Origin of the sequence: Magnetospirillum aberrantis SpK (genome assembly GCF_011022235.1) — a bacterium.
Classification (GTDB): domain Bacteria; phylum Pseudomonadota; class Alphaproteobacteria; order Rhodospirillales; family Magnetospirillaceae; genus Magnetospirillum; species Magnetospirillum aberrantis.
Window position 1 is genome coordinate 91183 of record NZ_JAAIYP010000035.1, and the last position, 20803, is coordinate 111985.

22 protein-coding genes are annotated in these 20803 nt (G+C 63.6%); 10 read left to right on the forward strand and 12 right to left on the reverse strand.

Annotated elements, in window-relative coordinates:
• Window positions 1–91 precede the first annotated feature (91 nt).
• Together G4223_RS08645 and G4223_RS08650 are read left to right on the forward strand one after the other, a co-directional pair.
• Window positions 92–1456 carry an amino acid permease gene (locus tag G4223_RS08645; protein WP_163677882.1) on the forward strand — a complete coding sequence of 455 codons (1365 nt, stop codon included), beginning with the start codon at window positions 92–94 and terminating at the stop codon, window positions 1454–1456.
• A gap of 11 nt (window positions 1457–1467) precedes the next feature.
• Complete coding sequence (locus G4223_RS08650; protein ID WP_163677884.1) at window positions 1468–1803, forward strand: DUF6559 family protein; 336 nt, start codon at window positions 1468–1470, stop codon at window positions 1801–1803.
• Between the two features lie 45 nt (window positions 1804–1848).
• Here the strand turns inward: G4223_RS08650 and G4223_RS08655 are convergent, their stop codons facing one another.
• The 4 genes from G4223_RS08655 to G4223_RS08670 all read right to left on the reverse strand — a co-directional run bounded on the left by G4223_RS08655 (window position 1849) and on the right by G4223_RS08670 (window position 4575).
• Window positions 1849–2403 (reverse strand): hypothetical protein, encoded by a 555-nt coding sequence (locus G4223_RS08655; protein ID WP_163677886.1) that lies wholly within the window; start codon window positions 2401–2403, stop codon window positions 1849–1851.
• A gap of 17 nt (window positions 2404–2420) precedes the next feature.
• Window positions 2421–3224 carry a hypothetical protein gene (locus G4223_RS08660; RefSeq protein ID WP_338086844.1) on the reverse strand — a complete coding sequence of 268 codons (804 nt, stop codon included), beginning with the start codon at window positions 3222–3224 and terminating at the stop codon, window positions 2421–2423.
• A gap of 98 nt (window positions 3225–3322) precedes the next feature.
• On the reverse strand, window positions 3323–4021 hold the full coding sequence (locus tag G4223_RS08665; protein WP_163677888.1) for an alpha/beta fold hydrolase: 699 nt from the start codon (window positions 4019–4021) through the stop codon (window positions 3323–3325).
• An 11-nt stretch (window positions 4022–4032) separates the two neighbouring features.
• Window positions 4033–4575: a hydrolase gene (locus tag G4223_RS08670; protein WP_163677890.1), complete on the reverse strand. Its 543-nt coding sequence runs from the start codon at window positions 4573–4575 to the stop codon at window positions 4033–4035.
• A gap of 158 nt (window positions 4576–4733) precedes the next feature.
• Between G4223_RS08670 and G4223_RS08675 the strand changes: the two genes are divergently transcribed.
• Both G4223_RS08675 and G4223_RS08680 read left to right on the forward strand, forming a co-directional pair.
• Window positions 4734–6332 carry a DEAD/DEAH box helicase gene (locus G4223_RS08675; RefSeq protein ID WP_163677892.1) on the forward strand — a complete coding sequence of 533 codons (1599 nt, stop codon included), beginning with the start codon at window positions 4734–4736 and terminating at the stop codon, window positions 6330–6332.
• Between the two features lie 5 nt (window positions 6333–6337).
• Window positions 6338–6577 carry an Lrp/AsnC ligand binding domain-containing protein gene (locus G4223_RS08680; RefSeq protein WP_163677894.1) on the forward strand — a complete coding sequence of 80 codons (240 nt, stop codon included), beginning with the start codon at window positions 6338–6340 and terminating at the stop codon, window positions 6575–6577.
• 31 nt (window positions 6578–6608) lie between these two features.
• On the opposite strand, the gene G4223_RS08685 is transcribed toward G4223_RS08680, so the two are convergent.
• A complete protein-coding gene (locus tag G4223_RS08685) occupies window positions 6609–7286 on the reverse strand; it encodes a hypothetical protein (protein WP_163677896.1) in 678 nt (225 codons plus the stop codon).
• Complete coding sequence (locus G4223_RS08690) at window positions 7287–8555, reverse strand: MgtC/SapB family protein (RefSeq protein WP_163677899.1); 1269 nt, start codon at window positions 8553–8555, stop codon at window positions 7287–7289.
• Between the two features lie 189 nt (window positions 8556–8744).
• Here G4223_RS08690 and G4223_RS08695 point away from each other — a divergent pair, with 189 nt between their 5' ends.
• The 3 genes from G4223_RS08695 (at window position 8745) to G4223_RS08705 (ending at window position 10437) form a co-directional block, all read left to right on the forward strand.
• The gene (locus G4223_RS08695) at window positions 8745–9257 is read left to right on the forward strand and encodes a ferritin-like domain-containing protein (protein WP_163677902.1); all 513 of its coding nucleotides are present in this window, start codon (window positions 8745–8747) and stop codon (window positions 9255–9257) included.
• A gap of 110 nt (window positions 9258–9367) precedes the next feature.
• Window positions 9368–9715 (forward strand): CidA/LrgA family protein, encoded by a 348-nt coding sequence (locus G4223_RS08700; RefSeq protein WP_338086845.1) that lies wholly within the window; start codon window positions 9368–9370, stop codon window positions 9713–9715.
• Window positions 9712–10437, forward strand: a complete 726-nt coding sequence (locus G4223_RS08705; RefSeq protein WP_163677905.1) for an LrgB family protein — start codon at window positions 9712–9714, stop codon at window positions 10435–10437. The genes G4223_RS08700 and G4223_RS08705 overlap by 4 nt, the downstream gene beginning before the upstream one ends.
• A 29-nt stretch (window positions 10438–10466) precedes the next feature.
• Here the strand turns inward: G4223_RS08705 and G4223_RS08710 are convergent, their stop codons facing one another.
• The gene (locus G4223_RS08710; RefSeq protein WP_241004035.1) at window positions 10467–11069 is read right to left on the reverse strand and encodes a hypothetical protein; all 603 of its coding nucleotides are present in this window, start codon (window positions 11067–11069) and stop codon (window positions 10467–10469) included.
• 118 nt (window positions 11070–11187) lie between these two features.
• Between G4223_RS08710 and G4223_RS08715 the strand changes: the two genes are divergently transcribed.
• Window positions 11188–12426, forward strand: a complete 1239-nt coding sequence (locus G4223_RS08715; RefSeq protein ID WP_163677907.1) for a nucleoside recognition domain-containing protein — start codon at window positions 11188–11190, stop codon at window positions 12424–12426.
• Between the two features lie 25 nt (window positions 12427–12451).
• The gene (locus G4223_RS08720; RefSeq protein ID WP_163677910.1) at window positions 12452–13072 is read left to right on the forward strand and encodes a YjbE family putative metal transport protein; all 621 of its coding nucleotides are present in this window, start codon (window positions 12452–12454) and stop codon (window positions 13070–13072) included.
• 13 nt (window positions 13073–13085) lie between these two features.
• Here G4223_RS08720 and G4223_RS08725 read toward each other — a convergent pair whose 3' ends face one another.
• Window positions 13086–13709 (reverse strand): GntR family transcriptional regulator, encoded by a 624-nt coding sequence (locus tag G4223_RS08725; RefSeq protein ID WP_163677912.1) that lies wholly within the window; start codon window positions 13707–13709, stop codon window positions 13086–13088.
• Between the two features lie 287 nt (window positions 13710–13996).
• Between G4223_RS08725 and G4223_RS08730 the strand changes: the two genes are divergently transcribed.
• Window positions 13997–15553 carry a TolC family outer membrane protein gene (locus G4223_RS08730; RefSeq protein WP_241004036.1) on the forward strand — a complete coding sequence of 519 codons (1557 nt, stop codon included), beginning with the start codon at window positions 13997–13999 and terminating at the stop codon, window positions 15551–15553.
• Between the two features lie 36 nt (window positions 15554–15589).
• Here the strand turns inward: G4223_RS08730 and G4223_RS08735 are convergent, their stop codons facing one another.
• From G4223_RS08735 to G4223_RS08750, 4 genes are all read right to left on the reverse strand, one after another.
• Window positions 15590–16264 carry a hypothetical protein gene (locus G4223_RS08735; RefSeq protein WP_163677915.1) on the reverse strand — a complete coding sequence of 225 codons (675 nt, stop codon included), beginning with the start codon at window positions 16262–16264 and terminating at the stop codon, window positions 15590–15592.
• A gap of 52 nt (window positions 16265–16316) precedes the next feature.
• A complete protein-coding gene (locus tag G4223_RS08740; RefSeq protein WP_163677657.1) occupies window positions 16317–16511 on the reverse strand; it encodes a hypothetical protein in 195 nt (64 codons plus the stop codon).
• Window positions 16512–16584: 73 nt separating this feature from the next.
• A complete protein-coding gene (locus G4223_RS08745; RefSeq protein ID WP_163678259.1) occupies window positions 16585–19671 on the reverse strand; it encodes an efflux RND transporter permease subunit in 3087 nt (1028 codons plus the stop codon).
• Complete coding sequence (locus G4223_RS08750) at window positions 19671–20798, reverse strand: efflux RND transporter periplasmic adaptor subunit (protein WP_163677919.1); 1128 nt, start codon at window positions 20796–20798, stop codon at window positions 19671–19673. Before G4223_RS08750 ends, G4223_RS08745 begins: the two co-directional genes overlap by 1 nt.
• Between the last annotated feature and the right edge of the window lie 5 nt (window positions 20799–20803).

A 20803-nucleotide genomic window follows, 5' to 3' on the forward strand; every position in this document is an offset into this window, starting at 1 on the left:
TTCGTTTCCAGCACCGCTTGCAGCGTGCCACCCGCGCTACAACATGAACCAGACGTCACCCTCAGGTCGGAAACCCCTCAGGTCGGAAACAATGAGCGAAGAACACGGGCACACCCTGAGCCGGGGATTGAAAAACCGCCACATCCAGTTGATCGCGCTGGGCGGCGCCATCGGCACGGGCCTGTTTCTCGGCGTCGCCCAGACCATCAAGCTGGCTGGCCCGTCGGTGCTTTTGGGCTACGCGCTGGGGGGCGTGATCGCCTTTCTGATCATGCGCCAGCTTGGCGAGATGGTGGTCGAGGAACCGGTCGCCGGGTCGTTCAGCCATTTCGCCCACCATCACTGGAACGAATTCGCCGGTTTCCTGTCGGGATGGAACTATTGGGTTCTCTATGTCCTGGTCAGCATGGCGGAACTGACGGCGGTCGGCATCTACGTGCAATATTGGTGGCCCGAAATTCCGACCTGGGCGTCGGCGCTGGCCTTTTTCGTGCTGATCAACGCCATCAACCTGAACCATGTGAAAATGTTCGGCGAACTGGAGTTCTGGCTGGCCATCGTCAAGATCGTCGCCATCGTCGGCATGATCGCCTTCGGCCTGTGGCTGCTGCTGACCGACAGCGGACAGCGTCAGGTCTCGGTGACCAACCTGTGGGCGTTGGGCGGGTTCTTTCCCAATGGAATCGGCGGCATGGTGATGGCCATGGCGGCCATCATGTTCTCGTTCGGCGGCCTGGAACTGATCGGCATCACCGCCGCCGAGGCCGACGACCCCGGCCGCACCATCCCCAAGGCCACCAACCAGGTCATCTACCGCATCCTGATCTTCTATGTCGGGGCACTGGCCGTGCTTTTGTCCCTCTACCCCTGGACCGAGGTGCGGCAAGGCGGCAGCCCCTTCGTGATGATCTTCCAGTCGCTCGACAACGGTTGGGTGGCCAACGCGCTCAACGTCATCGTGCTGACCGCCGCGTTGTCGGTATGCAACAGCGGCGTCTACTGCAACAGCCGCATGCTGCTTGGTCTGGCGCGACAGGGCAACGCGCCGCGCCTGCTGACACGGGTCAACCGTCGCGGCGTGCCGGTGGCGACGCTGGCGGTGTCGGCCGGCGCCACGGGAATTTGCGTGCTGGTCAACTATCTGGCGCCGGGCAAGGCGTTCGAATTGCTGATGACCCTGGTGGTCGCCGCCCTGGTCATCAACTGGAGCATGATCAGCCTGACCCACCTGAAATTCCGCGCCCACATGAAAACGAAGGGACGCTTGGCCGCTTTCCGCAGCCCGGCGGCACCCTATACCAACTATCTGTGCCTGGCATTCATGGCCGGCGTGTTGGTGATCATGTACGAGACGCCGGGCATGTCGCTGGCCGTCCTGATGGCCCCCGCCTGGGTGGCGACGCTGGCGGCGATCTATTGGCTGCGCCCCCGGCCGTCCCGCGCACCGGGACCATAGGAAACACGACGATGTTCGGATTCCTGGAAAACCGCATCGTCAAACGCTACGCCCGGCAATTGCCCGGCCAGTTGCTGCGTTCCTATGGCAGCACGCCCCGTTACACCCCGGCGCAAATTCGCGCCGCCGCCGCCAAACTGAGACTGCCGGAAAAATACATCTGCTTCGGCTACGCCGCCTTCCTCTCCGCCGAGGAATACGCCACGCAGACCGCAAGCATGCCGTTTTTCCTGGAATACGACGCGGCCCGAAGCAGATTGTTCCGCTTCGCCCCGCCCCCGATTTTCTCGCAAAGCGGCAACGCGACGGCCGAAAACCCCCACATTTCCTTGGCCGGTTGGGACTGACACCACGATCCCGCTCTTCGGAACCGCCCCAGACGCCCACCCTGTTTAGTTCTCGTCAACCTTAGTGGCACCGCAACGGAAACATTTGTAATGCTGGCGCGGCCATTTCTTATCGACCCCTTGATGACTGAGACGCCATTCATGCCCATCCCGCGCACATGACCGCGGACGCGTTCTCTCCCATTCTTCTTTACGTGCTTTTTCAGCTTCGGCTCGTTTCTGCTTTTTTTGCCAAGCAATTCCCGCTTCGGAAGACAACCATTCTTTCTGCTTTCTGCGTTCAAGCTTTATAGCCTCTTCCCGAAAGAAAGAAAATTTCGCATCAACAAGAAGATACAATACACCAGTAACAATAAATGGAGAGAAAAACACAATGTCATCCATATTAAAACCTTCATTAAATATAGCTATTAAATACATTGCAGAAAAAAAAGCCGTGAGAATCAAAGGAAACAGAAGAAGAAATCGCAAATCTCCCAGCTCCGATAATTTATTTTCTAATAACAATAATTCATTATCTAATTTTGATTTTCCCCTTTCCACAATCACGACCCCCACCAGAAAGCGATTAATGACGACAGAGAGGGAAACCACAACCAAGCATTCACATACAAAAATCACACATTGCACGCAGCCAGATGCACCAAAAACTGGCCAATCAAATGATGGGGGTCGGCGCCGAATTCCTCGTGGAACTGTTTCTCGTCCGCCTTGTCCATGTCGGTGAGCGGTGAAAACAGCGCCTGGAAGAAGGCGCAGAAGTGGTGGTTGTTGAAGATGTGCGGTTCGTCGTGGTTGGCATGTTCGCGCACCATGAAGGCGCTTTGGCCCAGGCTGACGGTGCTGGGTGTGTACTGCATCAGCTTCATGAACCAATCCTTGCGCACGTCCCAGCGCTTGAAGGAATCGGCGATGCGGACCAGGGTGTGCCACAGAACGGATTTGGCCTGACGGTCGTTGTAGAAGTCGTCCCAGGAAAAGTTCTCGCCCATTTCCTCGCGCAGGTCGCGCACCCGGCGCAGACACCGCTCGCCGTAAATCTCGGCCTCGTCGCCAAGCACCAAATGGAAGAACGAAAACACGTTGGGCAGGATGTCGCGACTTAGGATTTCCTTGTGGAACAACTCGCTCATGGGGTGGACCATCAAGCGGCCGAAGGCGTTCTGACGGCGCTGTTCCAGCTTTTCCTCGTCCACCACCTCCATCAACTCGCGATAGACGCGGCGATAGAAATCGTCGAAATGCGAGGAAATCTTCAATCCGTCGACGATGTCGTGCAATACGTCACGGCTGAGCGGCTTGTCGCGATAGGCCCCCTCTGCCGCCTGTAGCAGGGCGTCAAGGACGACGTTGGTCGTCCGGCGCAACAGCTTCGGTCCACGCGAGCCCATGTCTTCCTCCCCGGACGCCAGACGTTCCACGGCCGCGCCCCCTGCCCTTGCATCATCATAATCGAGTTACGCACCGCATCCAATAGAGTGACGGCGACAAATACTCACATTTTTATGGGCATTATTCTTTAGTCTTCGAACAACCATTGCTTCAGCAAAAGCGAAACCGCGTCGGGTTGTTCAAGCGGCGACAGATGTCCACAATTTTCGACCACCTCAAGCCGGGCATCGGGAATCAGGTCTGCCATTTCCTCGGCCCGGTCAAGCGGCGTCAAGGCGTCGTCGGCGCCCACCACCACCAGGGTCGGACAGGCGACGCGCGACAGGCCGGGGCGAGCGTCGGGGCGGTGCATGATGGCGTTTTGCTGGCGGGCGAAGGCTTCGGCCCCCACCGCGCGGGCCATATCCTTGGCCAAGCCGCCGACACGGGCCAGCGCCAGATGGTCGGGATGGACCAGCATGGGCAACATGCTGGGCATGATCTTCTCGAATCCACCGGAGCGGGCGATTTCGACAGCGTCCTTGCGCCGCTGGGTCTGTTCCGGGGCATCGGGCCGCGCCGTGGTGTCCACAAGCGCCAGCCGCTCGACCCGATCGGGAGCCCGGCGCAAGATGTCCATGGCCACATAGCCGCCCATGGACAACCCGGCCAGGGCGAAACGGCCGGGCACGGTGGACAGCACCCTTTCCGACATGGCCGCCAAGCTGTCGTCCAGGGTCAGGTCGGCCACGACGACACGGGCTCTCGGGCTCAACGCCTCGGTTTGCGCCGCCCACAGGCGGTAGTCGTTCAGCAGTCCGGGCAACAGCACCACCGTCGGGGTCATGGCGACATCTCCTACTTGATCAGGGCGATGAGATCCTTGAATTCGGCCGTACCCGCCCGGTGCAGCCATTCGAACACCACGCTTTCCGTGGGCATGACATCAATGCCGTTGGCCGCAAGCCGGGCCATGGCCACGGCGTGGTTGACCGCCAACCGCGACGAACAGGCGTCGTGAGCCACGAACACCTGAAAACCGGCGGCCTTGAAGCCCAACGCCGTCTGGGTGACGCAGACATGGGCCTCGATCCCGGCGACGACGATCTGGTCGCGGCCCGATTGCCGCACCCGTTCGGCGATGGCCGGGTCGGCGGCACAGGAAAAATGCAATTTTTCCATCGCCGCCCCTTCGGGCAGAAGACCGCGCAATTCGCCCATGGTGGCGCCCAGTCCCTTGGGGTATTGCTCGGACGCCAACACCGGTACGTCCAGCCGCGCCGCCGCCCGCAACAGCAACGCGCAATTGCGGTAGACCTGACGCGGTTCGGCCATCACGGGGCCCAGCCCCTCTTGGACGTCGACCAACAAAAACAGGGAACGGCTGGCGTCGATCAGCATGTTTTCCTCCGGCGATGTCGGTTTTGAACCCTAGCTCAGCCAAGCTTCGCCGCCAACTCCAGCGTTCCGACATTGACAGGATCGTTTGAACTTCTATTATCCCGCCGCATATGACTGAGACCATAGACTCCAGCCGCCTGGACGGCTCCACAAATCCCATGACTTTCGCTGATCTGGGCTTGAGCCCCGAGCTTCTTAAGGCCGTCGAGGAATCGGGCTACACCAAGCCAACACCGATTCAGGAACAGGCCATCCCCGTCGTGCTGATGAACCGCGATGTGCTGGGCTGTGCCCAGACAGGCACGGGAAAGACCGCCGGCTTCACCTTGCCGATGATCGAGATCCTGGCCGGTGGCCGGGCCAAGGCGCGCATGCCACGCTCGCTGATCCTGGCACCAACCCGCGAACTGGCCGCCCAGGTGGCCGAGAACTTCGACAAGTACGGCAAGTACCACAAACTGGCCAAGGCGCTGATCATCGGCGGCGAATCCATGAGCGACCAGGTCGCCATCCTGGATCGCGGCGTCGATGTGCTGATCGCCACGCCGGGCCGCCTGCTCGACATGTTCGAACGCGGCCGCATCCTGCTCAACGACATCAAGATCCTGGTGATCGACGAAGCCGACCGCATGCTGGACATGGGGTTCATTCCCGACGTCCAACGCATCGTGTCGCTGTTGCCCAAGATCCGCCAGACGCTGTTCTTCTCGGCCACGCTGGGCCCGGAAATCCGCAAGCTGGCCGACGAGTTCCTGATGAACCCGAAGGAAATCACCGTGGCGGCAGCGTCGTCCGCGGCGACCACCATCGAACAGTTCCTGGCCGTGGTCGAGGGACAGGACAAGCGCGAGACCCTGCGCCACCTGATCCGCGTCGAGAACATCAAGAACGCCTTCGTCTTCTGCAACCGCAAGCGCGACGTGGACATCCTCTATCGCTCGCTTCAGAAGCACCATTTCGAGGTGGTGCAGATGCACGGCGACATGGCCCAGCCGGCCCGGCTCGAGGCACTGGGTAAGTTCAAGTCGGGCGAGGCCAAGCTTTTGGTGTGTTCCGACGTCGCGGCACGCGGCATCGACATCAAGGCGGTCAGCCACGTCTTCAACTTTGACGTCCCCATCCATTCCGAGGATTACGTCCACCGCATCGGCCGTACCGGCCGCGCCGGCGAGACGGGACGCGCCTTCACCATCGCCACTCCCGACGACGGCAAGTTCGTCGTCGCTATCGAAAAGCTGATCGGCAAGGAAATACCCCGTCTCGAGGTCGAGGGCGTGCCCGCCTTGGAACTGAACCTCGAGCCCAGACGCCGGGGTCGTGGCGGTCGCGACCAGGACCGCAAGGACGGCGAGACGAAAACCCGCGACGACCGCAGAAGCCGCGGCCGCCGAACGGGGCCGGTCGCCGAGGCGCCAGCCGAAGCCGTCGAAACCACCGTCGCACCCGAGATCGCGGAACAGCCGCAACCGCAGCAACAGCCGCGCGAACGCAGCCGCCCCCGCCGTGACGACAGCCGCCGCGACGATAGCCGTCGTGATGAGAACCGCCGCGATGATCGGCGCGACGACCGCCGTGGCCGTGACGGCCGCCGCCGTGGCCGCATCGATGAATTGGGCATCGGCGAGATGACCCACCGCGACGACGTGATCGGCTTTGGCGACCACATGCCGGACTTCATGCTGCGCGAGGTGCCCAAGGTCGCCCCGCGCAGCGCCAAGGACGAGGCAGAAGCCGACAAGGACGAAGCAGAGGAGTAACCCTCATGCAGACCATCTTCGTACAGGTGAAATGCGACCTGGGTCGCGCGTACGAGGTCGCCGACGAAGCGGTGGAACTGGAACAGGTGTCCGAGGTCCATTCCATTTCCGGCCAGTACGACCTGATGCTGAAATGCTATCTGGACGACGACCAGGATCTGGGCCAGTTCGTGGTCGACACCATCCAGACACTGCCCGGCGTCAAGGACACCTTCACCCTGATCGCCTTCAAGGCGTTCGGCTGATTACACGACGACCGGTGGTCGTCGTTTCCGGTCAGTTCATCGCCCCGGCCAATATCTTGGCCGCCAACGCAGACCCCAGACCGTCGCGACGTGACGCGGCGGCGGCAAGGGCGGTGCGAACCTCGGAAAACTCGCGGGCATGGGCCGCAAGGCTGCCTTGGGCGGCGGCGGCCAGGACGCCGGCCATGGCCCGTTTCGCCGCGTCCTCGTCGCGCGCGGCCACCGCCAGCAGCGGCTGCATCTGGCCCTCCGGCATCCAACCATCCAGCAACTCGGCGATGCGCCGGACGTAAACCCCGTCGCCAGTGGCGAAGAACGCCGCCCACAGCATATCCACATGCACCGGGTGGGTCAGGGCGAACCCTTTGAAATCGGCTCCGGCGGCATCCATCGACCCGGCCGCCGCCTCACCGACCAATGCCTCCATCAGACGGCGGCGTTCGGGGTGGTGGGAATAGTTGAGCGCCTGGGCCGTCACCTCGACCTTGACCGGGTCGCCGCCCTTGATCGCCTCGACCAAAGCGGAAGCGACATCGGGCGCTTGATCCAGCACCAGCGCCAGAAACACCGGAAGCGTCAGAACCGTCTGCGCCCGCCACGCCTCGTCCACCGGCTCGGCGGCGAAACAGGCGACCATCCGCTCCGCGTCGGGACAACGGAAATAGCCGACGATCTCCGCCTCCAACCCCTTGGCCGCATCCCTATCCATCTAGACCCCCAACCACCTGAGCGACAGGCCGAGCGCACCGGCCACCACCATCGCCAACATGGAAAGCGCGATCCGGCGGGCCATCAGGCCACCGCACAGCCCCCACACCAGCGCCGCCTTGACCCCGGTGTTGACGAACGCGGCAATGGTGACCGCCGTCGCCGCCACCGTCAACGCCACCGATTTGCCGGCCATCTGGATCATCGACAGCGCCACCGCGTCGACGTCGGCCAGACCGGCGCCCGCCGACAGCAGATAAAGCCCCGCCGAACCGCCCCAGGTCTGAATGGCCTTGGAGGCCAACATCACCAAGGTCAACAAAATGGCGAACTTGATGGCCATACCCAACTCGAACGGATTGGACAGGGTCATGGCGCCGGGCTTTCCCTCTTCCTCGCGCCGGCGCCACAACAGCCAGGCGGCGACGAAACCGGCCGCCGCCATGCATCCCAGCGGCACCAGCATCTTCTGCCCCATGTCGGGGTTGAGCACGAACACGATCAGCCACAGACGCACGAACATGGTGGCGTTGGCCAAGGCGACGCCGGCGGCCAGCAACGGCTGCATGCCGGGGCTCTCGCGTCCCATGCGGGCGAACGACACGGTCAACGCGGTACTGGAGGCGACGCCGCCGAAAAAGCCGGTCAACAGGCTGCCGATACGCGGCCCGGCCAGTTTGATGGCGAAATAGCCGAGAAACGAGATGCCGGCCACCATCACCACCAACAGCCACATGGTGTAGGGATTGAGCATCTGTTCCGGCCCATAGCCCTGGTTGGGCAATACCGGCAGCAACACCACCGAGATCAGCAACAGCTTGATGGCGGCGCGCAATTCCAGTTTTTCCAGGCGTTTGAGCCAGGCGTGCAGGGTTTCCTTGGCTCCCAGCATGGCGGTGGCGACCACGCCGCCGGCCGCCGCCGCCGCCCCCTCTCCCATGACCGCCATGGCGCCCAGGCCAAACGCGATGATCTCGGCGACCTGGGTGGTGACACCGACGTTCTGTTCGCCGCTTTGGGCACGGACCACATGGGCGGCGACGACGATGGCCGCCAGGGCGACGAAACCGGCCGCCAGCGCCAACGCTCCCAAGCTATGTCCCAACCAACCGCAGATCCCGCCCAGCAAACCGATCAAGGCGAAGGTGCGAATGCCGGCCAGAGGACCGCCATGGGCCGCCTCGCGCGCCTGCCAGCCACGCTCGACCCCCATCAACAGGCCGATGGCCAAAGCCAATCCCAACCGTTGGAACAGTTCGACGTGGTCCATGTCCGGGCCTCTTGCGTAAACGGCACCGATTCTCGCACGAAGCCACACGTTTTGCATCCCCCTACGGTATGTGCGCCGGTTAATGCCCCCTGGTTGCGAAGGGACTATGGCTTGATCCGGATGCTTGCTGCATACTGGTCACCATCAACGCCGGCCCGCCACCCGGCGCCAGAGAAGGAGGACAAGCCGATGCCGACGACCAAGGTTGCCCTGTTCCTGGCCCATTCCATCGCCCTGGAGGTGGAGGCGGGAGACCGCTACGAGGAATTGGCCGACGTAATGGAGGTCCACAACAATCCCGAAGTGGCCGTTCTGTTCCGTCAGATGAGCGACTTTTCCCGCAAACACGCCCAATCGGTGCAGGAACGCGCCGAAGCCTTCCAGCCGCTGCCCGAGCTGAAAAGCTGGGAATACCGCTGGAACGCCCCGGAACCGCCGGAAGTGGGTGACTTTACCGGCACCCATTACCTGATGACGCCGTTTCATGCCTTGCAATTCGCCCTGGCCAACGAACGGCGGGGATGGGAGTACTACAACAACATGGCCGCCGATTCGCCCGACCCTGACGTGCGCAGCCTGGCCGGAGCCTTCGCCGAGGAAGAGGCCGAACACGTCAAGGAACTCGAGGAATGGCTGACCAAGGTCCCCCGGCCGACCGCCGACTGGGCGGAAGACCCCGACCCGGCGGCGGTCATCGACTGACATCCCAGGGGGCCTTATGGCCCCCTTCTCTTTTCCCGCTTGGCACCCCCGCCCGAATCGCGGCTATGATCGCCCCTTAGTGGTCCGATCCAAACAGAAGGTTCATTCGGGTGCTGTCTTCCATCACCGTTTTATTGTTGTGCCAACTGGCCGGCGAGGTGCTGGCCCGCCTTTCCGGCCTGCCCGTTCCCGGCCCGGTGGTCGGCATGCTCTTGCTGTTCGCGGGTCTGGTGATCCGGCGCGGCGTGCCCGACAGCCTGGACAGAACCGCCACCGCCTTGCTGTCCCACCTGTCGTTGCTGTTCATCCCGGCCGGCGTGGGGGTCATGGTTCACCTGAAACTGATCGCCGGCGAATGGCTGCCGATCACCGTGGCCCTGGTGGTCAGCACCGCGCTGACCATCGCGGTCACCGGCATGGTGATGCAGGCCCTGGCACGCGGGAAACGGCGGTCATGAAGGGCGGCGACCTCCAGGCCATCTGGGTTTACCTGTCGACCTCTCCCCTGTTGGGACTGACCGCGACCCTGGTCGCCTATCAGGCCGCCCATTGGCTGTGGCGCAAGACCCACATGACGCCGCTTTTGAACCCCGTTCTGGTGTCGATCGTGTTGATCGGCGGCTTCCTGACCTTCACCGGCATTGAATATCGCGTTTATTTCGATGGCGCCCAGTTCGTGCACTTCCTGTTGGGACCGGCGACAGTGGCCCTGGCCATTCCGCTTTACCGTCAGATCAGGTTGCTGCTGCGTTCGGCGCTGGCGGTGGTGGTGGGGCTGGTCGCCGGCGCCACCGTCGCCGCCGCCTCGGCCATGGGACTGGCCTGGGCGTTGGGAGCGTCGCACCGTACCGTCCTGTCGCTGGCGCCGAAATCCGCCACCTCTCCCATCGCCATGGCGGTGTCGGAAGGCATCGGCGGATTGCCGTCACTGACGGCGGTGATGGCCATCCTGACCGGCATCGTGGGATCGACCATCGCGGTGTGGGTCCTGGATGCCGTGCGTGTCAAGAACGAGGCCGCGCGAGGCCTGGCCATGGGCACCGCCGCGCACGGCATCGGAACAGCCCGCGCCATCCAGTTGGGCGAGATCACCGGAGCCTTTTCCGGCCTTGCCATGGGATTGGCGGCACTGGTCACCACCGTCGTGGTGCCGCTGCTGGTCCGGGCTTTTTTCGGTTAGGGCGTGAGCGTGATGAAAGACCGTCAGGTCTACGGGCCGACGATCTGGCGGATCCGGGCGAGGTTCCAACCCTTGGCCGCCTCGACCAGAATGTCGCCACTGGCGATGTTGTCGCCTTCGACCGACAACAGGACGCGAGTCCCCAGAACCATGGTGACCTCGCCCGAGGCGTTGGCCGCGTCGAAGCGCAAGACCGCGTCCTCGTTCCCCACCTTGACGCGCCGGGTATTGCTCGCACCACCGGCGGCATCGGAATTGGCAAGCTGGGAAGCGGCATCGGCCACCGCCGAGCTGTCCAGGAACAGCGAGACGTTGAGCGAGGATTCGCCCTTGCCATAAGCGCGGGTCACCGCCACGCCGCCACCGACCTGACCCAATCCCTGGATCTCCGGGGCTTCCGCCTGCCAGCCGCCGGTCGCCGGCGGCATGGTTTCGGCCAGCGCCTTGCCCAAACGATCCAGAACTTCGGCCATCGCCGCCTCAAGCGCCTGGGCGGTCCGGGGCAGGTCGTTCTTCTGATAGGCGGCACGCGCCGCGTCGATCTGCGCCTGCACCGTGTCGGCGGCCCAAACCGGCGTCGCCGCGACAACCACCGCCAACGCTCCCCCACACAGTCTGGCCGACCACCCCATCGCCTGTTCCTTTTGGAAAACTCATTGCGACGAACATTAACAACGCCCCCCGATTGCGGCAAGCGTGCGCACACAGGACGGGTTTGCTAGGCTGTGCGGCACTTCGGGGGAGGAACACGTGAATTTGGTCTTTTTCCTGCTGGTGGCGTCGGCGGTGGCCTTGGCCGGCTGGCGCGAGCTGACCGTCGCCCCGGGAGCCATGGCCGGATTGGCCGAGGCGGTGCTGAAGGCCGCCGAGGGAGCGGTGCCGCTGGCGCTGGGACTGGTCGGCGTCATGGCGCTGTTCCTGGGATTGATGAAGGTGGCCGAAGCCGCCGGCATGGTCCGTGGACTGGCCCGTCTTCTGGCACCGGGACTGACCCGGCTGTTTCCCGAAGTTCCCGCCAACCATCCGGCCATGGGCGCCATGGTGATGAACGTGTCGGCCAACGTCCTGGGGCTGGGCAACGCCGCCACGCCGTTCGGCATCCGCGCCATGGAGCACCTGGACCGCCTGAACGCCGACAAGGGAACCGCCAGCAACGCCCAGGTCCTGTTCCTGGCCATCAACACCGCCGGGGTGACCGTCCTGCCCACGTCGGTCATCGCCTTGCGCGCCACCCTGGGGGCCGCCGATCCGGCGGCGGTCGTGGCCCCCACCCTGGCCGCCACCTTGTTCGCCACCATGGTCGCCATCGTCGCCGCGCGCCTGTTGCAACGTTTTTCCCCCGCGCCAACCGCCAAGACCGACGATTGCGAGGAAGCGGACCCGCTTCCGCCGGCTCCGGCCTGGGCGTGCTGGCTGGCTGGCCTGTCGGTTCTGGCGATCATTCCGACGATGGCGGTGTGGGGGGCGATCCTGGGACCGTGGATCGTGCCGGCGCTGATGGTCGGCTTCCTGGGTTTCGGCCTGATCCGCCGGGTAGCGATCTACGAAACCTTCGTCGAGGGCGCCCGCGAAGGATTCACCGTCGCCGTGCGCATCATTCCCTATCTGGTAGCCATCCTGGCGGCCATCGCCATGTTCCGCGCCTCGGGCGCCATGGATGCCGTCCTGGCGCCGCTGGGGCGTCTTCTGGCGCCGCTGGGCGTTCCTCCGGAAGCCATGGCCATGGCCGGCATGCGCTCGCTGTCGGGATCGGGGTCGTTCGCGTTGCTGGCCTCCTATCTCAAGGACCCGGCCATTGGCATCGATTCCGCCGCCTCTGTCCTGCTCGGCACCATATACGGGTCGAGCGAGACCACCTTCTACGTCATCGCCGTCTATTTCGGCGCGGTCGGAATTCGCCGCATCCGCCATGCCCTGGCCGCCGGACTGATCGCCGACCTTGCCGGTCTGGTGGCGGCAATTGTCCTATGCCGCCTGCTTTACCCGTGACCGGCGACGGGGTATACCGGACGCCATGATGTGGGAAACCCTTACTGCCCTGGTTCAGGTGGTGGCCATCGACGTCGCCTTGGCCGGCGACAACGCCATTGTCGTCGGCATGGCCGCCGCCGGATTGCCGGCGATACACCGTGGCCGTGCCATCCTGATCGGCATCCTTGCCGCCGCCGTCCTGCGAATCGTCTTCGCCAGCTTCACCATGCAATTGCTGGAAGTGGTCGGGCTGTTGCTGGCCGGTGGCCTGTTGCTGCTGTGGGTGGCGTGGAAGCTGTGGCGGGAATTGTCGGGCAACGCCGAGTTGGAGCGCGAGGAAAGCCAGGCCGCGGCCAGTTCCGATGGCACCGGGCAGGACAAAAGCTTTGCCCAGGCGGTGTGGCAGATCATCGTCGCCGACGTGTCCATGTCGCTCGACAACGTGTTGGCGGTCGCGGGGGCTGCGCGCCATCACCAATGGGTGTTGGTGGCCGGCCTGGCGCTGTCGGTGGCACTGATGGGAGTCGCCGCCAACTTCGTCGCCGGCCTGCTGAACCGTTACCGCTGGATCGCCTATGTGGGCTTGCTGATCATTTTGTATGTCGCCTTGCGCATGGTCTGGGACGGCAGCCACGAGCTCATGGCATACGCCGACACCCTTTGATCCCCAAACGCCCTTAGCCGACCTTGACCGTCATCTCCGGCGAACGCATGTAAAACGCGGCGGCCGCCGCCCGGACGAATTCCCGGATGCCGCATTCCGCTTGTTCAAGGTCGCCGGCGGCGACAGCCGCCGCGACGCGCACCCCCAGGCTCCGCTCCACTTCGGTCACGGCCATGCCACGCGGTGCCTGACCGCCACGGATCGGCTGCCACAAGGTTTCCACCAGGCCGACCAACACCGGGTTGCCGCAGCCACGATGCAAAGCGGCCAGCCAATCGCCGCCCGATGCGGCCAGCCGTGCCACCTCGCCCCGCTCCTGATCCCCCATGCGAGCGTTGGCAAGGCCGACGCAAACCACTTCCATCTCCGCCAAGGTCTCGAACAAGGCTTGGCCGACGCCATCGCCGACCACCACCCCGCGATGGGGACGATTTTCCACCAGTCCCAAAGTCGCCAATTGTCGAACGGCTTCACGCAGCGGAGTGCGTGAAACCCCCATGCGGCTTGACTGCGCCACTTCGTCCAGACGTGTGCCGGGGCGAAAGTCACCCGCGACGATTTCCGTCGCCAGTTGCAGCCGGACCCGCTCGGCACGGGTCATGGAAGCGGTGTCAAAGCGAGGAGTCTGGTGGAGCATCCCGTTTCCGTCATCGTCAGGAGAGACAAGATATATAAGGGCATCATTAGCACACAAATTCCCCTAAGAGTAGCACATTAAAAGAAAATTCTTCGATCCAGCCACCACACCAACCAACGCAATCAGTTTACGATTGAACAATCTGTGGTTGAGTTCACCCCCGCGAACAGCTCGAAAATCAAGCCGATCAATAACGGCAAAGACTAGGCACCACCGCACCAATCGGTGTATAAGGTCGATTAATTATGTTCGGGGGTGTCTTGCGTGGACATAGGGGGATCGGAATCTTGACTTTCCGGAAATGGCGACTTCATGCCTTGGCGGGCTGCACCGCTTTGGTAACGGTTTGGTCGGCGCCAGCCGTAGCTCAGAACCTGATCGATGAGTTGCAGAGCCTGGTCGAAAGCCACCCGCAAATCCGTTCCAAGGAAAAAAGTGTTTCCTCGGCCGAAGAAGGCATCCGCGCAGCCCGTTCCGGCTACCTTCCGACAGTCAAGCTGACCGGCGACAGTGGCCCCGAATACGTCGACAGCCCGGCCCGCCGACAGACCGAGGGAGAGCGTTTCTACAAGGGACGCGAAACCACGGGTCTGGTGGTGACCCAGCGCCTGTTCGACGGCTTCGCCACCGATGCCCAAGTCGAAGCCGCGAAGGTCAGCCACGAGATTTCCGACGCCGATCTGCGCGCCACCCGCCAGAACGCCCTCCTCGAGGGGACGCTGGCCTATATCGACGTGCTGCGCCAGATCCGCCTGATCCAGTTGGCCCGCGACAACGAACGCAAGATTCAAGAACAGCTCAACCTTGAGGACGAGCGCGTCCAGAAAGGTTCGGGTATCGCTTCCGACGTGCTGGCCGCCAAGCAGCGGCTTCAGGTCGCCAAGGAACGGCGCGTCAACTTCGAAGGTAATTTCGAAGCCGCCGTCGCCAAATATTCCCAGGTCTTCGGACACGCCCCCGACGTGGCTGCGCTGACCGACCCGCCGGTTCCGGCGGCGTTGATCCCGCCGCAATTGGAAGACGCGGTACGCTCGGCCCAGGACGACAACCCGACACTGCGAACCGCCACCAAGACCATTTCGCTGACCAGCGAGCGGCAACGTGTGGCCGAGGCGGGCTATTACCCCAACATCGACCTTGTCGGCCGTGCCAATTACGAAAACGACAAGAACGCCGAAATAGGCGTGCGCCGCGACTGGTCGTTGCTGTTGACCGCCACCTGGGAATTGTTCTCGGGTTTCAAGACCGACGCCCAGGTCGCCCAGGCCAGCTATGACCATGCCGCGTCCAAGGACAACCAGCTTTACGCCAGCCGCAAGGTCACCGAAACGGTCAAGATCGCCTGGCACAAGCTGAAGACCGCGCGCGAGCGCATCAGCCTGTTGGAAAACGCCGCTGTCCTGGCCGAGGAAGTGTGGGCCGCACAGAAAAAGCGTCGCGACGCCGGCAAGGCCACCGTCCAGGACGTGCTGGACGAAGAAACCCGCATCAACGACGCGCGGATCAACTTCACCAGCGCCTATTACGACATGATCCAGCATTCCTATGAATTGCTGGCCGCCATGGGGCGCCTGGAAGTGGACGGCATCCGCCAGGTGCCACCGGCACCGGCCAAGTCGAGTGCGCCTCAGGACATGACCCAGCCGCGCACCAGTGCCGCCGCGCCCGAGGTCCCTCAGCCCGTCGCCGTTCCGGTTGCCGAGCCGCAGCAAGCGGCCGTCCCGGCCCCGGTCTCTCCTTACATTCCGGTGACCGCCTCGGCCTTTGGCGACGACCTGCCTGACGGGTCGCCATCGGCCATGATGAGCCGCATGCGGCCAATGGTCGAAGCCTCTGGGAATTAACCGAAAGGGCGGTCCACCGGGACCGCCCTTTTCGATTCATACCCCCCATTCCCAACGCCATTGGTCATAGGGAACGATCTCGGGTTCCTCGCCATTGGCCCCGACCCACGAATCCACGGCGAAGCGACGTTGCCCGTCGATGGGAACGATCTCCAATGCCACATGTTGCAGGACCACCGTATAACGGTGGATGAAGTCGCCCCGAACGTGGAAACGCATCAGACCGGCCAAAGCCAGACGATCAAGATAGGTCCGGGTATTGATGGATTCGGCGATACAATCCAACTGGCCAGGTTCGTCCTCACCCTCGCGTTCATTGGCGGCACGGTCGCGCCAAGTGCCATTGCGAGCGCCCATGAACCGTTCCAGAAGGGCGATGGCCCGGCCGATCGACAGTCGCTCGTCCTCGGCATTGCGGGACTGGGCGAAAAGGCCGCGAAGCTGCTCCCCTTCCTCTTCGCCGAGGCGCTGAAAGGCAAAGGCAGTGCAGCCGCGCTGTTCACAAAGCCCCATCGGCGTCGTCAACGGATCGGCCGCTCCGGCCAGGGATTGGATGTTGGCGACCTCGACCGCGTCGGCGACCTCCAGCCACCCTTCCCTTTGGACAGGAGCAGCGGCCGGCATCTCCGCCTCGACCAACATCTCGGCCCCAGCCGGAAAGCCAGACAACAGGGCCGAAACGGCCAAGACGGGAAAAAGAAGGTATTTCATCAGGGTGACGATGATGGACCATCGTCACCGCCCGAGCAACGCCCGGAATATCTCAGGCGGCCCGTTCCTCGGATTGGGGGGACCGGGCAATCGGAGCTGTTTCCACATGGACATGGAAACAACTCTGGCACCACAGCACCGGCGCCAACTTACGCTCGCGGCTGACGCGATGGCGGGTGCGGCGACCACAGGCGGGGCAGTGGTGGAATTCGTCGCCGTTCTGAAAGGCGCCGGATGGGGAATGCATGGTTTTCGTCCCTGACATGATGGACAGGCAAATAGCCCCGCCCCCTCTCGATCTCAAGCGAAGCTTTGATGAACTACGGCGTGGCGGAGCTGCCGCGCCGCCGGACCATGTCGCTCAGACGTTCGAACCATAGATAGATGACCGGCGTGATGAACAGCGTCAGCAACTGGCTGACCAGCAATCCGCCGACCACCGACAGCCCCAGTGGCTGACGCAGTTCCGCCGCCGCGCCGATGCCCAGCGCGATGGGCAACGTCCCCATGATCGCCGCCATGGTGGTCATCATGATGGGGCGGAAACGCAACAGACAGGCCTGACGGATCGCCTCACGCGCTGGCAGGTTCTGGTGCCGCTGCGCCTCGAGCGCGAAGTCGATCATCATGATGGCGTTCTTCTTGACGATGCCGATCAGCATCAGGATGCCGATCATGGCGATCACCGACAATTCCTGACCGAACAGCGACAGCGTTGCCAACGCCCCCACCGCCGCCGACGGCAAACCAGACAGAATCGTGACCGGATGGATCAGGCTTTCGTACAAGACGCCCAACACAATGTAGATCACCACCACCGCACCCAACAGCAAGAGCCCCTGGTTCTGCAACGAATCCTGGAACACCTTGGCATTGCCGGCGAAGGTGGGGGTGATGCCCGGCGGCATGGCCGAGCGCCCCTGAAGCTGGTGAATGGCCTCGACCGCCTCGCCCAGGGAATGACCGGGGGCGACGTTGAAGGAAATGGTCACCGCCGGCAATTGCGATTGGTGGTTGACGGTCAGCGGTCCCACCTGACGTTCGATGGAGGCGACGGCGTCCAACGACACCAGTTGCCCGCCCGACGACCGCACCTTGAGCCGCGACAGGGCATTGGTGTCGGCCTGATAGCGGGGCGCCATCTCGATCACCACCTGATAATCGTCCTCGGGTTTGAAGATGGTGGAAATCTGTCGCGTGCCATAGGCCGAATACAACGTCGACCGCACCGCCTCGAGCTTCACCCCCAGCGCCGCCGCCTTGTCGCGGTCGACGTCGACCATGGCTTGCAAGCTCTTGATCTGAAGGTCCGAGTTGACGTCCTGAAACAACGGGTTGGCGGCCATGGCCGCTTTCATGCTTTCGGCGAAGGCATAAAGCTCGTCCTGGTCGATGCCTTCCAGGGTGTATTGGTACATGGCCTTGGACATACGGCCGCCGACACTCAGGTTCTGCACCGGCGTCATGTAGACGTTCAGGCCGGCTATGGGCCCCAGTTTCTTGCGCAAACGCTGGATGACCTCGGTCACCGGCGGGCGTTCGGTGCGGTCCACCAGATTGACGAACATGCGCCCGGCGTTGGTGGCGTTGGACATGCCGGAAACGCCCACCGCCGAGGTCACGGTGGCCACATGCGGATCGGACAGCACCACGTCGGCCACCCGTTTTTGCATTTCCGCCATGGCGGCGAAGCTGATGTCCTGGGACGCCTCGGTCTGGATGGTGATCTGGCCGGTATCCTCGGTGGGGAAGAACCCCTTGGGCACCGACACGAACAGCCACCCCGTGGCCACGATGGTCGCCAGGGTCAGGACACCCATGCTGGCGCTGTGGTCCAGCACCCAGTCGAGCGCAGTACGATAAAGCGCCAGCAAACGGTCGAAACCGCGTTCCAGCCATCGTTCCACCGAACCCGAGGCCGTGCCGTGTTCCGGCCGCAGCCAACGGGCGCACATGGCCGGCGTCAGGGTTAGGGACACCACCGCCGACAGCACGATGGCGATGCTGACCACCATGGCGAATTCGTGGAACAGCCGGCCGATGACGCCGCCCATGGCCAGGATGGGAATGAACACGGCAATCAGCGACACGGTGATGGAAACGATGGTGAAGGCGATTTCGCGTGCGCCTTTCAGGGCCGCGTCAAAGGGTTTCATGCCCTCGTCCACATGGCGCTGGATGTTTTCCAGCATGACGATGGCGTCGTCCACCACCAAGCCCACCGACAGCGTCAGCCCCAACAGCGAGATGTTGTCGAGCGAATAGCCCAACATCTCCATCACCCCCAGCGTCGCCACCAGCGACACCGGCATGGCGACGGCGGGAATGATGGTGGCGGACAGGCGGCGCAGGAACAGGAAGATGACCATCACCACCAACGCCACGGTGACGGCGAAGGTCAGCTGGACATCCTCGATGGCGTCGCGGATCGAGCGCGAGCGGTCGTTCATCACGTCGATCTTGGCGGTCGGCGGCAGGCTGTCGCGGATCGAGGGCAGCAGCGAGCGCACCGAATCCACCACCTCGACCGTGTTGGCGTCGGGCTGGCGCTGGATCGCCACCACGATGGCGCGGGTGCCATTGAACCAACTGGCGGTACGGTCGTTCTCGACGCCGTCGAAGGCCTGTCCCACATCCCTGAGCCGCACCGGCGCGCCGTCGCGCCACGCCACCACCAACTGGTTGAAGGCTGCGGCATCGGGCAATTGCGGATTGGCCTGAAGGGTCACCTGTTGTTTCGGACCGTTCAGCACGCCAAGCGGTGAATTGGTGTTGGCGTTGGTGATGGCGCTCGACACCTCGTCCACCGCCAGTCCGCGCGCCGCCAGCGCGTCGGGATCAAGGTGGATCCTGACGGCGTATTTCTGGCTGCCATAGATCAGCACTTGGGCCACACCCGACAGGCGCGAGATCTTGGGCGACAAGATGGTCTGGGCATAGCGGTCCAGCGTCGCCAGCGACAGCGTCTCGGACGACAACGCCAGCAACACCACCGGACTGTCCGCCGGGTTGACCTTGCGGAAACTGGGCGGCGTGGTCATCTCGTCGGGAAGGCGCCGTTCGGCGCGGGCGATGGCCGCCTGAACGTCCTGGGCGGCGGCGTCGATGTCGCGGTCCAGGACGAAGGACAAGGTGATGGACGTCGTGCCCTGGCCCGAAGACGAGGTGATGGTCTCGACCCCGGCGATGGTCGAAAACTCGCGCTCCAGCGGCGACGCCACCGACGACGCCATGGTTTCGGGACTGGCCCCCGGCAATGAGGCGGAAACGCTGATGGTCGGGAAATCCACGTTGGGCAGCGCCGCCACCGGCAATTGCCGCCAGCCGGCCAGACCGGCGAACACCAAAGCCAACGTCAGCAACAAGGTGGCGATCGGCCGGCGGATGAAGATTTCCGAGATGCCCATCACGATGCCGTCCGGCTTTTTTCCACCACCTCGACCCCAGGCGCCAGCCGCATCTGGCCTTCGATCACCACCTTGTCGCCAGGACTGACCCCGCTTTTCACCACGGTCTGGCCGTCAACCTCGCGGTCTACCGTCACCGGGACAAGGCGAACCTTGGACGCGGCATCGACGACAAAGACGTATTGGCCGTTCTGCCCGGTCTGCACCGCCTCGGACGGCACGCTCAGGGCGTCGGCCTCGGTGCCCAGAACCAAGGTGACGTTGACGTACTGGCCGGGCCACAGCCGGGTGTCGTCGTTGGCGAAGGTCGCCTTGAGCGTGATGGTGGCGGTGGCGATGTCGATGGCCGAATCCATGAACGTCAGACGCCCGACCGAACGCGAGGACGGATCGGCCCCGGCGGTGACCGCCACTTCGACCGGACCGGCGGCCATGGCGGCGCGGATGCGCCCCAGATGGTTCTCGGGCACGGCGAAGGCCACGGTGACCGGCCGCAATTGGGTGATGGTGACCAAGGGCTGGGCGTCGCCCGGCTTGGCCAGCGCCCCCAGCTTGCCGTCGATGACCCCGATCCGACCGGCCACCGGCGCCTTGATGAAGGCGTAATCCAAAGCCAGCTTGGCGTTGTCGATAGCCGCCAGATCGGCCTTGATCGCCGCCTGATAGACACCGACGTCGGACGTCAGTTGTTCGACCTTCTGTCGGGTGGCGGAACCCGATTTCAGCAAGGTGGTATAGCGGTCAAGGTCGCGCCGGGCCCGGTCCAGTTGCGCCCGGTCGCGGGCAAGACTCGCCTCGGCCTGCTTGCGCGAGGCTTCGGCTGAGCGGAAATCCAGGGTAAACAGCGGGGCGCCCTCGTTGACCTCCTGGCCCTCGACGATGTGCACCTTGATGATCTCGCCTTCGACGCGGGGACGCACCGCGACCACCGACGGCGACTGCACGTTGCCGACGGCGGTGATCCGAACGGGCATGGCGCGGGGAACCACGGTGTGGGTGACCACCGGCCGCGCCGTTTTCTCGGTCGTCTGGGAACCGTTTCCGGTGTCGCGGTGGCTGAACACGTACCAGCCGCCGCCCAGGGTGACGGCGACGGCAAGCATTATGAAAAGACGGGCGTTTCGCATGCCTC

Bases quoted from the DNA above. Each gene is read 5' to 3' on its own strand.
- G4223_RS08645 (WP_163677882.1), top strand. From the start codon at position 92: ATGAGCGAAGAACACGGGCACACCCTGAGCCGGGGATTGAAAAACCGC.
- G4223_RS08650 (WP_163677884.1), top strand. From the start codon at position 1,468: ATGTTCGGATTCCTGGAAAACCGCATCGTCAAACGCTACGCCCGGCAA.
- G4223_RS08665 (WP_163677888.1), bottom strand. From the start codon at position 4,021: ATGACCCCGACGGTGGTGCTGTTGCCCGGACTGCTGAACGACTACCGC.
- G4223_RS08670 (WP_163677890.1), bottom strand. From the start codon at position 4,575: ATGCTGATCGACGCCAGCCGTTCCCTGTTTTTGTTGGTCGACGTCCAA.
- G4223_RS08675 (WP_163677892.1), top strand. From the start codon at position 4,734: ATGACTTTCGCTGATCTGGGCTTGAGCCCCGAGCTTCTTAAGGCCGTC.
- G4223_RS08680 (WP_163677894.1), top strand. From the start codon at position 6,338: ATGCAGACCATCTTCGTACAGGTGAAATGCGACCTGGGTCGCGCGTAC.
- G4223_RS08685 (WP_163677896.1), bottom strand. From the start codon at position 7,286: ATGGATAGGGATGCGGCCAAGGGGTTGGAGGCGGAGATCGTCGGCTAT.
- G4223_RS08690 (WP_163677899.1), bottom strand. From the start codon at position 8,555: ATGGACCACGTCGAACTGTTCCAACGGTTGGGATTGGCTTTGGCCATC.
- G4223_RS08695 (WP_163677902.1), top strand. From the start codon at position 8,745: ATGCCGACGACCAAGGTTGCCCTGTTCCTGGCCCATTCCATCGCCCTG.
- G4223_RS08705 (WP_163677905.1), top strand. From the start codon at position 9,712: ATGAAGGGCGGCGACCTCCAGGCCATCTGGGTTTACCTGTCGACCTCT.
- G4223_RS08710 (WP_241004035.1), bottom strand. From the start codon at position 11,069: ATGGGGTGGTCGGCCAGACTGTGTGGGGGAGCGTTGGCGGTGGTTGTC.
- G4223_RS08720 (WP_163677910.1), top strand. From the start codon at position 12,452: ATGATGTGGGAAACCCTTACTGCCCTGGTTCAGGTGGTGGCCATCGAC.
- G4223_RS08725 (WP_163677912.1), bottom strand. From the start codon at position 13,709: ATGCTCCACCAGACTCCTCGCTTTGACACCGCTTCCATGACCCGTGCC.
- G4223_RS08735 (WP_163677915.1), bottom strand. From the start codon at position 16,264: ATGAAATACCTTCTTTTTCCCGTCTTGGCCGTTTCGGCCCTGTTGTCT.
- G4223_RS08740 (WP_163677657.1), bottom strand. From the start codon at position 16,511: ATGCATTCCCCATCCGGCGCCTTTCAGAACGGCGACGAATTCCACCAC.
- G4223_RS08745 (WP_163678259.1), bottom strand. From the start codon at position 19,671: ATGGGCATCTCGGAAATCTTCATCCGCCGGCCGATCGCCACCTTGTTG.
- G4223_RS08750 (WP_163677919.1), bottom strand. From the start codon at position 20,798: ATGCGAAACGCCCGTCTTTTCATAATGCTTGCCGTCGCCGTCACCCTG.